The sequence below is a fragment of the Sulfobacillus sp. hq2 genome (assembly GCF_002903155.1).
GTDB classification, from domain to species: domain Bacteria; phylum Bacillota; class Sulfobacillia; order Sulfobacillales; family Sulfobacillaceae; genus Sulfobacillus; species Sulfobacillus thermotolerans.
Genome location: NZ_NWUL01000048.1, coordinates 195508 through 211014, shown reverse-complemented (window position 1 = coordinate 211014; position 15507 = coordinate 195508). Strand labels below are relative to the sequence as shown.

General features: G+C 55.3%; 15 protein-coding genes and 1 other annotated feature. Of the genes, 14 read left to right on the top strand and 1 reads right to left on the bottom strand.

Translation table 11 applies throughout. The features are described from left to right. Positions 1-49: 49 nt before the first annotated feature. The 14 genes from CO251_RS16840 (at position 50) to nagA (ending at position 14818) form a co-directional block, all read left to right on the top strand. Positions 50-424, top strand: coding sequence for an Asp23/Gls24 family envelope stress response protein (locus CO251_RS16840; protein WP_158246409.1), 375 nt, complete (start codon positions 50-52; stop codon positions 422-424). After that, the gene (gene recG, locus CO251_RS16835; RefSeq protein WP_103376961.1) at positions 421-2496 is read left to right on the top strand and encodes an ATP-dependent DNA helicase RecG; all 2076 of its coding nucleotides are present in this window, start codon (positions 421-423) and stop codon (positions 2494-2496) included. The genes CO251_RS16840 and recG overlap by 4 nt, the downstream gene beginning before the upstream one ends. Positions 2497-2587: 91 nt before the next feature. Further along, positions 2588-2834 (top strand) — a binding site (T-box leader). A 49-nt stretch (positions 2835-2883) separates the two neighbouring features. Further along, positions 2884-4323, top strand: a complete 1440-nt coding sequence (locus tag CO251_RS16830) for an anthranilate synthase component I family protein (protein ID WP_103376960.1) — start codon at positions 2884-2886, stop codon at positions 4321-4323. Beyond that, entirely contained in the window at positions 4320-4931 is a 612-nt protein-coding gene (locus tag CO251_RS16825) for an aminodeoxychorismate/anthranilate synthase component II (RefSeq protein WP_103376959.1), read from the top strand. Before CO251_RS16830 ends, CO251_RS16825 begins: the two co-directional genes overlap by 4 nt. Then, positions 4924-5982: an anthranilate phosphoribosyltransferase gene (gene trpD, locus CO251_RS16820; RefSeq protein WP_103376958.1), complete on the top strand. Its 1059-nt coding sequence runs from the start codon at positions 4924-4926 to the stop codon at positions 5980-5982. The genes CO251_RS16825 and trpD overlap by 8 nt, the downstream gene beginning before the upstream one ends. Continuing rightward, entirely contained in the window at positions 5972-6739 is a 768-nt protein-coding gene (gene trpC / locus CO251_RS16815; RefSeq protein WP_103376957.1) for an indole-3-glycerol phosphate synthase TrpC, read from the top strand. Before trpD ends, trpC begins: the two co-directional genes overlap by 11 nt. Then, positions 6732-7301: a phosphoribosylanthranilate isomerase gene (locus tag CO251_RS16810; protein WP_103376956.1), complete on the top strand. Its 570-nt coding sequence runs from the start codon at positions 6732-6734 to the stop codon at positions 7299-7301. The genes trpC and CO251_RS16810 overlap by 8 nt, the downstream gene beginning before the upstream one ends. Then, positions 7289-8488 (top strand): tryptophan synthase subunit beta, encoded by a 1200-nt coding sequence (gene trpB, locus CO251_RS16805; RefSeq protein WP_103376955.1) that lies wholly within the window; start codon positions 7289-7291, stop codon positions 8486-8488. The genes CO251_RS16810 and trpB overlap by 13 nt, the downstream gene beginning before the upstream one ends. Continuing rightward, positions 8485-9282, top strand: coding sequence for a tryptophan synthase subunit alpha (gene trpA / locus CO251_RS16800; protein ID WP_103376954.1), 798 nt, complete (start codon positions 8485-8487; stop codon positions 9280-9282). Before trpB ends, trpA begins: the two co-directional genes overlap by 4 nt. A gap of 345 nt (positions 9283-9627) precedes the next feature. Next, entirely contained in the window at positions 9628-10638 is a 1011-nt protein-coding gene (aroF, locus tag CO251_RS16795) for a 3-deoxy-7-phosphoheptulonate synthase (protein WP_103376953.1), read from the top strand. Next, positions 10635-11516, top strand: coding sequence for a prephenate dehydrogenase/arogenate dehydrogenase family protein (locus CO251_RS16790; protein ID WP_103376952.1), 882 nt, complete (start codon positions 10635-10637; stop codon positions 11514-11516). Before aroF ends, CO251_RS16790 begins: the two co-directional genes overlap by 4 nt. Next, positions 11494-12777 carry a 3-phosphoshikimate 1-carboxyvinyltransferase gene (gene aroA / locus CO251_RS16785; RefSeq protein ID WP_103376951.1) on the top strand — a complete coding sequence of 428 codons (1284 nt, stop codon included), beginning with the start codon at positions 11494-11496 and terminating at the stop codon, positions 12775-12777. The genes CO251_RS16790 and aroA overlap by 23 nt, the downstream gene beginning before the upstream one ends. A 54-nt stretch (positions 12778-12831) precedes the next feature. Next, complete coding sequence (locus tag CO251_RS16780; RefSeq protein WP_103376950.1) at positions 12832-13704, top strand: N-acetylglucosamine kinase; 873 nt, start codon at positions 12832-12834, stop codon at positions 13702-13704. Further along, positions 13688-14818, top strand: a complete 1131-nt coding sequence (gene nagA / locus CO251_RS16775; RefSeq protein WP_158246408.1) for an N-acetylglucosamine-6-phosphate deacetylase — start codon at positions 13688-13690, stop codon at positions 14816-14818. The genes CO251_RS16780 and nagA overlap by 17 nt, the downstream gene beginning before the upstream one ends. 71 nt (positions 14819-14889) lie before the next feature. On the opposite strand, the gene CO251_RS16770 is transcribed toward nagA, so the two are convergent. Continuing rightward, positions 14890-15453 (bottom strand): hypothetical protein, encoded by a 564-nt coding sequence (locus tag CO251_RS16770; protein ID WP_103376948.1) that lies wholly within the window; start codon positions 15451-15453, stop codon positions 14890-14892. Positions 15454-15507: the final 54 nt, after the last annotated feature.

Genomic DNA, 15507 nt, shown 5'->3' with positions numbered 1-15507 from the left:
CGTTGCTATGGTAACATAGGGGGAAATGAACTGCAAGGAGTGGGAAGTTATGGAGGTGCGCACAGAATATGGCACGCTGGCGGTACACGATGATGTGTTGGCGGCCATTGTCCAGTCAGCGGTCCTCGCCGTGCCTGGTGTAGTGGATATGGGCATCTTCCGGGTGGGTGAAGGGCTGACCGAAATGGTCAAGAAGGACCAAAGCGTGCGCGGTGTGTGGCTAGAGGATACCGACCAAGGATTGGTTATTCATGTCGCTGTTATCGTGGCGTACGGCCAGCGGATTCCCGTCCTAGGGCAAAAAATTGTGCAGCAATGCAGTGACCGTTTAGCGGAATCGGTTTCTATGCGTCCTAGGCGCGTCATTGTGGAAGTGCAAGGGGTTCAGGTTGTCAAAGAGGAGAAGGCGCCAAGCGCCTCATGAAAGCCATGCGTGAAGGTTCTCAAGTTCCTCACTATGGTGCGCGCGATCCCATTACCAAATGGCCGGGGATTGGACCCAAGCGGGCGCAGGAATTTGCTAACTTGGGCGTGCACACCCTAGAAGATTTATTAGGGCTTTGGCCTCATCGGCACGAAGATCGTCGTGTGATGACCCCTTTAGACCAAGTTCACGAGGCTGAGCTCATGACGGTGCAGGGCATTGTCCAGCGTGCTCAATACGACCGATTTAGGCAAATATTGCGCATCGAATTAAGCGACGGGCGTGGCACTTTGAGTGTGGTGTTTTTTCATGCGGCATGGCTCCAACGGCAATTACCTACCGGGCAGCAAGTGGTATTGACCGGCAAGGTAGAACGCCGCGCAAGCCAGATGACCATGGTCCACCCCGAAGTTCAGACGTTGAAAGCCGGAGAACCGCCCCTGTTAGGACTCGTGCCGATTTATCCGCTGTCCGGATCGATTCGCCAGGGATTTCTTCAGCGGCTCATGAAAGAGGTCGTACCGCGTTTAGCCCCTCAAGTAGCCGATCCCGTGCCGGTGGCTATTCAAGAGCGCTATGAGTTGATTGGCCGTGCACAGGCGGTGTTGTATCAACATTTTCCGCCTGATTTGACCCTGTTGGAGGCTTCACGCAAGCGCTTGGTGTTTGATGAGTTTCTTCGCATTGCGCTGGCAGTACAGGTCATGCATCATGTGGACCCCGAAGTTGCAGGACTTGTGCAAAATCCCGACGGACCAATGGTCAAAGCCTTTTTAGCATCATTGCCTTTTGAACTAACCCCCGGACAACAAAAAGCGTGGGAGACAATTCAAAGCGATTTGCGCGAGCCTCGCCCTATGGCCCGCTTGCTTCAAGGCGACGTCGGATCAGGGAAAACCGTCGTGGCGATTTTAACCATGTTGGCGGCGGTGGATGCGGGGCATCAAGCCGCCTTTATGGCGCCCACAGAGTTGTTAGCGGAGCAGCAATGGCAGGTGCTGCATCGCTTTTTAGAACCATTGGGAGTGCCGTGTGCGCTGTTGACGGGGCGGGACAAGCAAAAAGCGGCGGCACACGAGGCGTTACAGCAAGGGACACTGCCGTTAGTGGTCGGGACGCAAGCGCTCATTGCGGAGGGCGTCGGATTCTCTCGTTTGGGGGTCGTGGTCGTTGATGAGCAACACCGATTTGGAGTGAAGCAGCGAGCGCGTCTATCGCTTAAGGGGACGTATCCCGATATGCTGGTGATGACGGCGACTCCGATTCCCCGGACGTTGGCGCTCACGGTATATGGAGACCTCGACGTTTCAGAAATTACAGGGTTGCCGCCGGGGAGGCAACCTGTCGAAACGGTGCACGTGACGCATGAAAGGCGCAAGGAAGCCTACACCGCCGTGCGTCAAGCCGTCATGCGCGGGGAGCAGGCCTATGTGGTGTGTCCGTTGGTGCAAGGCGATGACGAAAATGGCGGGGCAAAAGCCGCCGTGGATTTAGCGCGTGGCATGGAAAAAGTGCCGGGGTGGCGCATTGGGTTGTTGCATGGAAAAATGTCATCAGGTGACAAAAGCGAGGTGATGGCCCGGTTTCGTGCCCATGAGATTGACGTATTGGTGGCGACCACCATTGTGGAGGTGGGGGTTGATGTCCCCAATGCGACGGTCATGGTGGTGGAGGATGCAGACCGGTTTGGCTTGGCCCAGCTTCATCAGTTGCGTGGGCGGGTCGGACGCGGGAATAAGCCGGCGCAGTGTTTTTTGATTGCGGATCCTCGCACCGAACAAGCCCGGGAGCGATTACAGGCCATGGTCCAGTACCACGAAGGCATCAAGTTGGCGGAGGAAGATCTTCGCATCCGGGGACCAGGCGAAGTGCTGGGCATGCGCCAGCATGGCATAACAGGATTTCAACTGGCTAATCCCGTCAAAGATCTGGCTTGGTTGCAAGAGGCGCGTCAAGTGGCGGTCAAGTTAGTGGCCGACGATCCCCATTTTGCCTATCCTGAGCACAAATTGTTGTGGCAATGGGTGAGGGATGCACTCGATGACGCCATGCCGTCGCAGGTGTTGCATTAAGCGGCTTGGCACCTCGCGAGACTCAAGATGTCCACCCGTTCTTGACAGGGTGGAGATAAGGTCTTAGAATACAGAAGAATTCTTAAACGCTTGACATGCTATGACTGGGAATAGTATCGCCGTCTTTACCTTTTCAGCGAGCCGACGTTGGTGAAAGTTCGGCAAGGTCGATGGTGGAGAATGGGCCCACGAGCAGCCAACCGAAATGACAAGAGTAGGCTTGGTCGGATTCTTCCTCCGTTATCAGGGAAGCCATATCGGCTTTAAGCCCGTATGGACAAAGAGACTGGTATCAGTCTAAATTAGGGTGGCACCACGAAGACGCCTTCGTCCCTTCAGTAAGGGATGAGAGGCTATTTTTTTATTTCCGAAAGGATGAGCCAATTCATGGAGCGCATTGGACACAACGCGATATGGGAAAGTCCAGAATGCGATCACATCGCGGTGGTGCGGTATTTTGCTGTCGATCAAGTGACCCCGATTTCTGCGTTTCTCCGCTTGCGTCCCTTTGGGGCCCACTCGTTGTTAGAGAGTGTGGAAGGGGATGATAAAGTGGCGCGCTATTCCTTTATTGGCATTGGGGAATGGGCGCGGCTTTTAGAGGCGGATGGCCAAGCGATTTTGGTCAGTCCTGACGGAACCGAAGTCTCTGATGATCCGCTGGAATTAATTCGCAAGCAGCAAAAGCGCCAACGCATCCCTGTCCCACCTGAGGTCGAGTGGCCATTTGTAGGCGGAGCGATAGGGTATTTTGCTTACAACTGGATTCGCAGGTTGGAAAAATTACCGCGTCGCCACGCCAAACGGGGGCCGGATTGGGAATGGGTTTGGCCCAAAGCCGTGGTGGCGTTCGACCACCGCAAGCAACAGCTAGCTGTTGTGGTCGAGTCCCTACGCGATCAAATGGAACAGGCATTTACGCGCATGGAAATTCTTGTCGACGCATTGCGGCAGCCGGTGATGCTGGCCGAGCCACGCGTTCGCCGGCTCACGCCGATTAAGTCGAACATGACGCGTGTGGCCTATGACCATATGGTGGAGCAAGCCAAACAGCACATTGTGGCCGGAGATATTTTTCAAGTGGTCTTATCACAAATCCTGTCGACTCGCATCGCGGGCGACGCCTTCTCGCTTTACCGCAAGTTGCGGCATGTGAACCCCTCACCTTATCTCTTTTATTTAGAGACGCCACGGCGGATTTTAGCGGGCTCCTCGCCAGAAGCTTTGGTGCGGGTGACGGGACGGACGGCATACAACCGTCCTATTGCTGGGACCAGGCGCCGAGGGAGTAGTGGGGCTGAGGACGATCAGCTATGGGAGGAATTAATAGCGGACCCGAAGGAACGCGCCGAGCATGTGATGCTCGTTGATTTGTCCCGTAATGATTTGGGGCGGGTGTCAGAATTCGGGACGGTGACGGTGTCGCAGTTGATGAGCCGTGAGACCTATTCACACGTCATGCACATTGTTTCTGAAGTCCAGGGGGTGCTCAAGCCCGGATATGATGCCCTCGATGCATTAGCCGCTTGCTTTCCTGCCGGTACGCTGACGGGTGCGCCCAAAATTCGTGCCATGGAAATTATTGAAGAGCTCGAGCCGGAAGGGCGCGGTGCTTACGGTGGAGTCGTTGGATATCTTTCACACCGGGGAGACTTGGACGCGTGTATTACGATTCGCACGATGGATGTGATTGGGGATGAAGTCTTTGTGCAAGCCGGGGGCGGTATTGTGGCAGATTCGGAATCGGCTGGGGAATTTCAGGAGTCGATGAATAAAGCGGGCGCTGCCTTATCTGTTCTAGATGCCAGTGAGGAGGAATGGCTGTGATCGTCGTGTTGGACAATTACGATTCCTTTACCTACAACCTGGTGCAGTATTTGGGCATGTTGGGCCAGGATTTGCAAGTGATTCGCAATGACGCGTTGGGTGTGGACGATATCGCCGCTATGCACCCTGACCGGATTGTCTTGTCGCCCGGTCCAGGGCGTCCAGAAGATGCCGGTATCATGATTGACGTGATTCGCCAGTTGGGGATGTCTACGCCCATATTAGGCGTGTGCCTAGGGCATCAGGGTATTGCCTATGCATTTGGAGGTTCTGTCGAACCAGCCGTACGTTTGATGCATGGGAAGGATGATGAAGTGTTTCACAATGGGCAAGGGATTTTTGAGGGACTGCCCCAAGGCTTCCGGGCCGGCCGGTATCACTCCCTCGCCGTTTCTGTAGAAGGTGTGTCAGATCTTGAAGTGACCGCAACCAGTGCCGATGGCACGATTATGGGAATTCGCCATCGGCATTTTCCCATTTACGGGATTCAATTTCATCCCGAGTCCATTCTTACGCCCCAAGGGTTTGATATTCTTCAAAATTTTGTGCAGAACGTGCCATCTCTGGCCGAATCTGCCACAGTCCAAGGAGATCATGCCAATGGTTAATGCGACGGAAGTAATTGCGAACAACCTATTGGCTTTAAGCCAAGGGAAGTCTTTAACGGAAGATGACGCGTATGCATTGATGGATGCCATTATGCAAGGTCAGGCCACTCCCATCCAAGTTTCAGGTATTTTAATGGCGCTGGCCGTTCGTGGGGAGACGGTCGATGAATTAACCGGTTTTGCACGGGCTATGCGCCGTCATGCGCAAGCGGTCCCCATCGCGCATCGTCCCCTGCTTGATACCTGCGGCACCGGAGGCGACCGGTCTTTCACGTTCAATGTTTCCACCGTATCGGCCATGGTGGCAGCAGGAGCCGGAGCGCATATTGCCAAACATGGCAACCGTTCTGCGACCTCCAAAAGCGGGAGCGCCGATTTGCTCGAGGCCTTAGGGATTGACATTACGCAGAGTCCTGAAGAGGTCGCAACATTAGTGGATGAAGTCGGCTTTGGCTTCTTGTTTGCCCAAAAAGTGCATCTCTCCATGCGCTACGCGGCCCAGACTCGCAAGGAACTGGGGGTGCGTACGGTGTTTAATCTCTTAGGCCCTCTAACCAATCCGGCGCACCCCGAATACCAACTGCTAGGTGTTTTCGCGGAGCCGTGGGTCAAGCCGATTACCGAAGTGTTGGGGCGTTTGGGTCTTAAACGTGCGGTCGTTGTGCATGGCGCTGGAGGGCTTGACGAAGTATCGTTGGCGGGGCCGACCGTGTATGGCGTCGCACAAAATGGCACCACCTCCTTCGGCACGTGGTCTCCCGAAGATTTTGGATTACCGACGTATCCGAAAGACGCATTTCGCGGGGGAGATCCTGTGACCAACGCCGCCATCTGTCGCGGAATTCTTGCCGGAGAACCCGGTGCCTATTTGGATATGGTGCTGGCCAATGCGGGTACCGCTCTCTATGCGGCGGAAATGGCCGAGTCGCCGCGTGAGGGCGTAGAAATGGCGCGCAGGTCAATTCAAGAAGGACGCGCAGCGGCGGTGTTGGAAGCGCTCATACAAAGGAGCGCCGAGTCGATTGAGCAGGAGGCAGGAGATGTTTCTTGATCAGATTTTGGCGTCGGTGAAGACTCGCGTGCAGAACATTCAAGGGCAATCCGGGTGGTTCTTTGACCGAGCACTTGAGCTGCCGCCTGTGCGGTCGTTAGCGGCGGCGTTGCGTGAGCATCGAGGTATGCCTGTGGGCGTGATCGCGGAGTGCAAACAAAAGTCGCCGTCAAAGGGGTGGTTGACCCATGATTATCAGCCTGCGGCACAAGCGCTGGGCTATGAACGCCAGGGAGCTCATGCCGTCTCAGTCTTGACGGAACCCGAGTTTTTTGCCGGACATCTGGCCGATCTGCAAAAGGTGAAAGCGGCTGTGCACCTTCCGGTGTTACGCAAGGATTTTGTCATCGATCCGGTGCAAATTTTTGAAGGCCGGGCGATGGGAGCCGATGCAATCCTGGTCATTATCCGGATTGTGGATGATGCCCAGCTGCATGACTTAGCGCAAGCCGCGCGCGCCGTGGGCATTGAAATGCTGGTGGAAGTGCACGCCGCCAATGAGCTTGAGCGCGCATTGAAGATTGATCCCATGGTGGTAGGAATTAACAATAGGGACTTGGATACGTTTGAGACGCGACTGGAATTTTCTCTCGAGATGGCGCCTCTCATGCCGAAAACGGTTGTGAAGGTTAGTGAGAGCGGAATTCAAACGCGTCAGGATGTCGATCGTCTTCATGACGCGGGATATTCGGCCATATTAGTGGGCGAACATTTAATGCGAGGGGGCACCCTCTTAGAGGACTTGCGTCATGAGTGAGGTAAGCGTCAAGATTTGCGGCGTGAAAACCGCTGCGATGGCGGAAGCTGCGGTCAACCAGGGGGCGGATTTCATTGGCCTAGTGTTAGCCCCCAGTTCCCGGCGCGTTTCCCTAGACCAAGCTCAAGCATTGACACGCCAGTTGCCTCACATCCGCTTTATTGCTGTCGTACGGGATATGGCTGCAGAGGACCTCGAGCAATTGTTGGCCGCCACCGGGGTGTGGGGGGTTCAATATCATGGTGCAAGTACTTTTGATTGGATCGGCATGGTGCATCACGCTGGACGCCAAGCTATTGCCACGCAGGTGGATGAGCGTGCGGACATCGTGCTTTTAGATGGGCCTGAACCGGGTCAAGGACGCACCTGGGCGTGGCAGCGGCCGTGGATTTCACAACCCTTATGGCTTGCTGGCGGGCTCTCTCCCGACAACGTACGGCAGGTGGTCGAGACATTGAAGCCATCGGGTGTGGATGTATCAAGCGGGGTGGAAACAGACGGAGAAAAGGATCTTGTCAAGATCACCGCATTCATTAAGGAGGCCAAACAATGGCAGTCATGAAAGATGGACCGGACGAAGCAGGACGCTACGGCGGTTTTGGAGGTCGGTATGTTCCAGAAACGTTGATGCCAGCGCTCGACGAGCTGACCAGCGCCTATGCCGAGGCGAAAACCGATCCGACATTTCAAGCGGAGCTAGCCGCGTTGCTCAAAGATTATGTAGGTCGTCCTACCCCTTTGCGGAGGGCGGACCGATTAAGCGCGAAAGTCGGATACGACGTCTACTTAAAGCGTGAAGATTTAAACCACACGGGGGCTCATAAGATTAACAACACTATGGGCCAAATTCTGTTGGCTCGTCGAATGGGAAAAACCCGCATCATTGCCGAAACGGGCGCCGGTCAGCATGGCGTGGCGACAGCCACTGCAGCGGCTCTGTTTGGTTTGTCGGCTCAAGTGTATATGGGCGAGGAAGACGTCAAACGCCAAGCGTTAAATGTATATCGTATGCGGTTGCTAGGTGCGGAGGTCATTCCCGTGCAATCGGGATCGCGGACGTTGAAAGATGCGACGAACGAGGCAATTCGGGACTGGGTCACCAATGTCCGTTCCACGTTTTACGTCATTGGGTCGGTCGTGGGCCCGCATCCGTATCCGATGATGGTGCGGGATTTTCAGTCGGTGATTGGCGATGAAGCGCGTCGTCAGTTTCATGCCGTCACAGGGACATTACCCACGCACATTGTGGCTCCGGTTGGTGGGGGATCAAATTCCATGGGCGTCTTCTATGCTTTTCGAAATGATCCCGTCACCTTGGTGGGGATTGAAGCAGGGGGAGAAGGGGTGGAGACTGGCAAGCACGCGGCGACGATTGCGGTGGGCATGAAGGGCATCTTGCATGGCAGTTTGAGTTATTTGTTGCAAGACGAAGATGGCCAAATCATTCCCGCGCACTCGATTTCGGCCGGACTTGATTATCCGGGCGTGGGACCAGAGCACGCCTATTTCCACGACACCCAGCGCGCTGAGTATCACGCGATAACCGACCAAGAAGCATTGGCGGCGTTTCACGAGTTGTCGTTGCTCGAGGGGATTATCCCCGCGCTGGAAAGCGCGCATGCGGTCGCTTGGGTCATTAAAGAGCAAGAGCGGCTCAGGAGCTTGGGAGCTCGTGTCTTAATTAATCTATCTGGCCGCGGCGACAAAGATGTTGAGGCAGTCCGGGAATATGAGGAGGGAATGCATTGACATCATCAGATCTTACTCTACGCGGGGTATTTGCACGAACCAAAGGCGAGGGGCGAGCCGCTCTCATTCCGTATGTGACCGCGGGACACCCTCACTTGAACGATTTACCTCAGCTCATCTCGGCCTTGAACGAGGCCGGGGCTGACATTATCGAGATCGGGATTCCCTTTTCAGACCCTTTAGCCGATGGCCCCGTCTTACAGCATGCTGCGACCCAAGCCTTGAATAACGGCACCAAACTGCGGGATATTTTGGACCAAACTAAAGAGATTAGCCAAAGTTCTGTGCCCATTGTGTATTTGACGTATATGAATCCCGTCTACCACTTTGGGGTCCGCGCGTTTATTCGGGCGGCAGCCCAAAGCGGGGTCAAAGGGCTCATTATTCCCGATTTGCCATGGCTAGAAAGCCAAGAGGTGTTTCATGATTGCGAGGCGGAAGGCATTTCTCTCATTCCCTTGGTTGCACCGACGTCTACAGATGCCCATATAGCGTCGTTGGAGATCGCGACCGGATTTATCTATGGGGTGTCTTTGACCGGGGTGACGGGCGTCCGTCAAGATATTGACAGCGGCGTAGAATCCATGGTCGCCCGCATCAAACGCTTTATCACCCAACCAGTGGCCATTGGCTTTGGAATTTCCACACCGGAACATGCACGCCGCATTGGGGCGGTTGCAGATGGTGTCATTGTGGGCAGTGCGTTGGTGCGTATTATCGATGACGCGGGCGACGAAGCCCCCCAAGCGGCACGCGCATTTGTGGCCTCGTTGCGTGAGGCATTAAATCCCTAAGAAGGCCTTGACACCGCTGGTTATGCGGTGTATGATGCGGGAAATAACGAAAGCGATGATTGGGAAGGGGTCGGATTCTCGAAGGCGCAGAGAGTCGGCGGGTGGTGTAAGCCGATACTTCGAATCCAGACCGTACCCCCATGAGTGTGCATCGAACGCGGCAAAACGCTAGTAGAGAATCCGGAGTCCTACCGTTAAAAGGGAGTAGCTGTGTTAGCAGCTAGCTGAGAGGTTGGGCAACCAACCAATAGGGTGGTACCGCGGAGACAAGGCCTTCGTCCCTAACTAGGGACAATGAGGCCTTATTTTTTTTCAAAAACGGCGTGGTGAGGGGATGAATCAGCAATGATTGTGGTGATGTCGAAAAACGCTCCGGATACGGATATTGATGCGGTGACAGAACGATTAAAGTCTGAAGGGTTTCAAGTCCACATTTCTCGCGGCGTCGAGCGAACCATTATTGGAGTGATCGGTGAACGCACAGAGGAGGTCTTTCGGTTGGCATCCATGCAGTCGGTTGAACAAGTCGTGCCGGTGAGGCGCCCATACAAGTTGGTAAGTCGCGATTTTCATCCTGAAGATACTGTGGTTAATGTGGGACCGGCCGCTTTTGGGGGCAAGCGCGTCATTGTCATTGCAGGACCTTGTGCGGTGGAGAGTGAGGACCAGGTCATGCAGGCGGCTCGAGCGGTTCATGACTTTGGGCTATCGGTCCTGCGTGGTGGGGCGTACAAGCCGCGTACATCGCCCTACAGTTTTCAAGGCATGGGCGTGGACGGATTAAAAATTTTAGCTCAAGCCCGTGAGCGTTATGGTCTTATGGTCGTGACAGAAGCTGTAGACCGGGAAAGCTTGGACCATGTGGCTCAGTGGGCTGATATGGTTCAAATTGGGGCGCGCAATATGCAGAACTTTGAGTTGCTCAAAGCGGTCGGCCAGATTCAAAAGCCGGTGTTGCTCAAGCGGGGACTCTCCGCCACGATTGACGAATGGCTCATGGCTGCGGAATACATTGCCGCCAATGGAAATCGCGACATCGTGTTATGTGAGCGGGGGATTCGTACCTACGAAACCAAGACGCGCAACACCCTCGATTTGAGTGCGATTCCAGTGGTTAAACAGTTATCACATTTGCCGATTGTGATTGATCCGTCTCATTCAACGGGGCAATGGAATTGGGTGGCACCTATGGCACGGGCGGCCGTGGCTGCAGGAGCGGATGGATTGATTATTGAGGCGCATCCCAATCCGACCGAAGCGTTGTCTGATGGTCCGCAAAGCTTAAATCTTCCCCATCTGGGCGAGTTAGTGTCTTCTCTCGGGTTGATTGCCGAGGCGATTGGACGGACCGTGTGAAACTTGGAGTCATCGGGTTGGGGCTCATTGGAGGGTCCATTGCCCAAGCATTTAGCAATGCCGGCTGGGACGTGTGGGCCTGGGACGTCGATCAAACGCTAAAAGAGGCCTGCGAGCAAGCAGCGATGCACTTTGGGCCTTGGCAAGACTGGTTGGATGAGGTTGACCAGATTGTGATTGCAGCTCCCTTGGCGACCGTGGGCGAGTGGATTGTACGGCTGGTAAACGAGGCGAGCCAATCGTTGGTCATTGTTGATGTCTCCTCGGTCAAAATGCCCTTGGTGCCCTATTACCGCCACGTCTTTTCTCCTTCGTGCTTGGTGTCTCTCCATCCGATGGCGGGTAAAGAAGTGCGGGGGTTTGCCCACCGCGATGGGAACCTGTTTCGGGGTCGGCCTTGTTTAGTGGTGCCATGGAACAACGCCGAGCCCCGAGCGGAATTGATCGACTCATGGATGCAGATTTTAGGCACGACGCCCGTCACGGTTCCACTGGAGTGGCACGATCCGCTAATGAGTATGGTGAGCCATGTGCCGTATCTCATTTCCGCGTCGGTTCTCGCCCTGACGGAGAAGGTGCCTGATTTATGGCCTCATTGGCCGTACGTAGCAGGGACGGGATTTATGGACGTGACCCGCATTGGCGCAAGTGACGTGGACCTTTGGCAAGACATTCTGAATGCCAACCGACAGAACGTCCAAGACACCTTCGCCCGCTACACCGCATTGATTAATGAATGGAATGATCATATTCAACAAGGTTTATGGCCCCAAGCCCTTAGGGACGCGGCGTCGGTGCGTCAATTAGTCGAGCGCGTACGCACCTTATCCTCTTCTGAAAGGACCGATATTCCGCATGGAACTGACACCCTGCCGTAATCCCTTAAAAGGCCATTTAAGACCCCCCAGCGACAAATCGGTAACGCACCGGGCAATTTTGTTCTCTGCGCTGGCCCCAGGGGCATGTGTGATTGAACATCCTCTGATTGCCGCCGATACCTTATCGAGTCGGCATGTGGTGGAGAGCTTGGGCGTAACAGTCCGAGCCGAACAAGACCGCTGGATCTTACAGTCTCCTGGACCACAAGGGTGGAGCAAGCCTCAGGACGTGCTCGATTGTGGGAACTCCGGTACGACCATGCGTTTAGCGATGGGACTCCTAGCGGCCGGATCTGGACGCTACCAATTGAGCGGGGACGATTCGCTATCCGCACGGCCTATGGAGCGAGTGGCACGACCCCTGCGCAGTATGGGAATCGCTGTCGAAACCCAAGATGGTCATGCCCCGGTCACTGTTCAAGGGGGAGCCCATCACGGAACAACCTACGTAATGCCAGTGGCGTCGGCTCAGGTCAAATCGGCGATACTCTTAGCGGCCGTGACGGCGTTGGGAGCGACCCGTGTCCAAGAGCCTTATCCTACTCGCGATTATACGGAACGTATGTTGAGAGCGATGGGGGCACAGGTTCAGCATCAAGAGGGGTTCATCACGGTCGAACCCAGCTCCTTGCATCTTGTCGATACCATGGTGCCAGGCGATCCCTCATCGGCGGCCTTTTGGGCGGCTTTAGCCGCACTGATTCCGGGCTCAGATTTGACATTACGGGAAATGAGCATAAGCCCACGGCGCATGGGATTTTATCGTCTGTTGCAAGCGATGGGGGCGATGGTGACGACGGAGCGGAAGGGAGCAGAGGGCGACGTTGGGGACATTCGCGTTGCGCCAGGGCAGCTAGCGGGAGTGACCGTATTGCCCGAAGATATTCCTGACATGATTGATGAAGTGCCCTTGCTCGCTTTGGTCGCAACTCAGGCACAAGGGGAGACGGTCATTTCAGGCGCTCATGAATTGCGGGTGAAAGAAAGTGACCGTATAGCGGCCACGGTAAAAAATTTACGGGCGCTGGGGGCTCGCATTGAAGAGCGGGAAGACGGTATGGTGATTCATGGCCCTACCCGGCTTCATGGGGCATCCGTAGAGGCCGCAGGCGACCACCGCATGGCTATGATGTTGGCGGTAGCGGCCGCTGTTGCGGACGGGCCTGTATTTTTAGAGGGGGCTCAGCACGTGGCGATTAGTTATCCCGACTTTTTTACGCAATATCATCAATGGACCCAGGGTCAGTCATTTGCCAGTTAGAAGCAGGAAAATCGCGCCTGATGCCGAATAGCCTTGATTGTGGGAGGCAAGAAGATGTGGGGAATTGATGGAGGGGGTTCAACCACCCGGGGCGTGCGCTGTGAACGAATCCATGACTGTGGCCCGGTCGTGGCCCAAGGCCCCTCGAATATATTGGCGGTAGGGCAAGTCACGGCGTACCAGGCCATGGCTCAGGTTCTTGAAGTTCTCAACCCTTCACCTCAGGAGAGCGGGTTGGTCGGGATAGCCGGGGCGGACCGGCCGGCCGTATGGGAAAGCTGGCAGGCTTTTTTTCGTGACAGACACCTGGATCATACGTGGATTGTGGGAGATTATTGGTTGCCGTGGGCGGCTCTAACGGGGGGCGCTGACGGCACCATTGTGATCTTAGGGACGGGATCGTTGGTCTTTTCGGTATGTCAGGGGAAAACCGAGCGCCGCGGGGGGTACGGCTGGAAGCTTGGGGATACGGGGTCGGGATTATGGCTTGGCCAACAAGGGTTACGCTTAGCGGTTCAAGCATTAGAAGGGACCGGGGAACCGACGGCGTTAGCCGAAGCGGCTCTTCAGTGGGCACAAGCGCGGGATGTGGTGGGCCTAATAAACTATCTTTACGATCCCAGCCGACCTGTACGAGCGCCTGCTGATTTTGCACCGCTTGTCTTTGCGTTGGCCAGGGAGGGCGATCTTGTGAGTCAAAAGTTATTAACGGAGGAGGCGTATGGTATCGTGTGCATGGTCGACAGCGCGCCTGCGTGTTCTCTGGTTGGTCTCAGTGGCGGACTCGCCAAAGCGTGGGAGCCGTATGTGCGAACCTTGCGTCCTTCGTGGCGCGTGATATCAGAAAATCCCGTCTATGGCGCCATTCGGTTGGGCGCGTTGTGGGAACAAGAAGGGCGGCCATATCATATTGAACCAAGCCATTGAAGGACGGGTTTATATTTCTACTGTAGGACAATTGGTGCCCGCGCGCATTGAGTGGAACGTCCAAGGCCGTATTACACGCTTGACCCGCTTAGATACCCGGTCTACGGCCTTGCCTGTGGTCTTACCAGGTTTTATTGACGAACATATTCATGGGGCTTGTGGTCATGATGTCATGGAAGCCCATGCGGAGGCATGGGAACAGATCGAGCATGCGCTCAGTCGTCACGGGGTGACGGCGTTTTTGGCGACGACGATTACCGCGCCGTGGGACGATTTGATGGCGGTGGCAGACCTCGCTCGCCAATGGACACCGAGTCCCCTTAGTACGTGTATTGGAATGCATTGGGAGGGCCCGTACTTAGATCGCCAGTATAAGGGGGCGCAACCCCTCGAAGCAATTCGTGCAGTCAATTTGGAGGAAATTGAACGCGCTATTGTCCCCTTGCGCCACGCTGAGCGACCGTTGCGCGTCATGACGCTGGCGCCGAATCAAAGCTCTGCAGACCAGGCGATAAGACTTTTAACCGATCACGGGATTCACGTGAATATGGGGCATTCGGGAGCTGGCCGCTCACAGGCGTGGGAAGGGATGTTAGCGGGGGCGGATGCCATTACGCACTTGTTTAATGCGATGGCTCCGTTGCACCACCGGGAGCCAGGCTTACTGGGTCTTGGGCTCTCCGCCGAGAATTTATGGCTGGAGCTGATTACCGATGGCATTCATGTCCATCCCGATATTGTGCGCATGGTGTTTCAGTTGGCAGCGCACCGCATCATTTTGATAACGGATGGTATTTCAGCTATTGACCAAACCCCGGGCCGGTACCGATTAGGGCAGTGGATGGTGCACGTAGACGGCGTATCCGCGCGCCTTGATGACGGAACCTTGGCAGGGAGCATTTTGACCCCCGATCAATCCTTGCGCAATTTGTTGCAGTGGGGGGTGCCGCTGCGTGAGGTGGTGCAAGCATGGTGTGAGGCGCCGGCTAGGCGCTTGGCTCTGGGCGGCCGCGGCCGGATTGAAGAAGGCGCTTGGGCTGATTTAGCGATTTTTGATGCGCAATATCAGGTGCTTAGTACCATTAAAAATGGCCATGTACTCTACCAACGGTAAAGGGGATGAGAGTTATTCCCATCCCTTCGTCTCCGGCTTTGTGCCGGGTTTTTTTATGCCCCGGACAAATTTTAGTAAAAAGGAGTAAAATTCCAGCCCATGGACCACGACCAGTAAATGGCGAGGGCTACTAGCGGCACGAATTCGACGGCAATAATGGTGAATGCTTGCATCAAGGACACGCCTATCATTCGGCGCATGTGATAAGCCAGGGCTATGAGTCCTAAGATGCCCACAAGACCGGTGACCCAAGTGCGTGATGTTAACACGGCTGCCAATGTCGCCAGGACAATCCACGGCCCTAGGGCCATAAAGAGCGCGGCAAGTTCTCTCTGGGATTGATAAAACCCCATGCGGCGCAGCAAAATACCGGTTACGCGGGATAGACCCGCGACCAGTCCGTATCCGCCAGCCACGACGAACACAATGCCCAACAGCATACGGGTCAACGCGCGGCCCGCAGGGAGAATACTAAAGAACTGGTAGAGCGATACTAAGAGTGCGGTGGCAGCAATACTCCATCCATAAAGGCTTTGCAAGGTGCGGTGATCGGGGCCATGTCCTTGTTGCCACGGAAGCCGCCACGAAACAATCCGGGGCGCGATGGAGCCAGGGAGTAACCGGTCTTTGCGCATAGGGTTCCTCCTTTGGGGGGATTCTGGCACAACACTGTTTTTAATTCCAAGAGA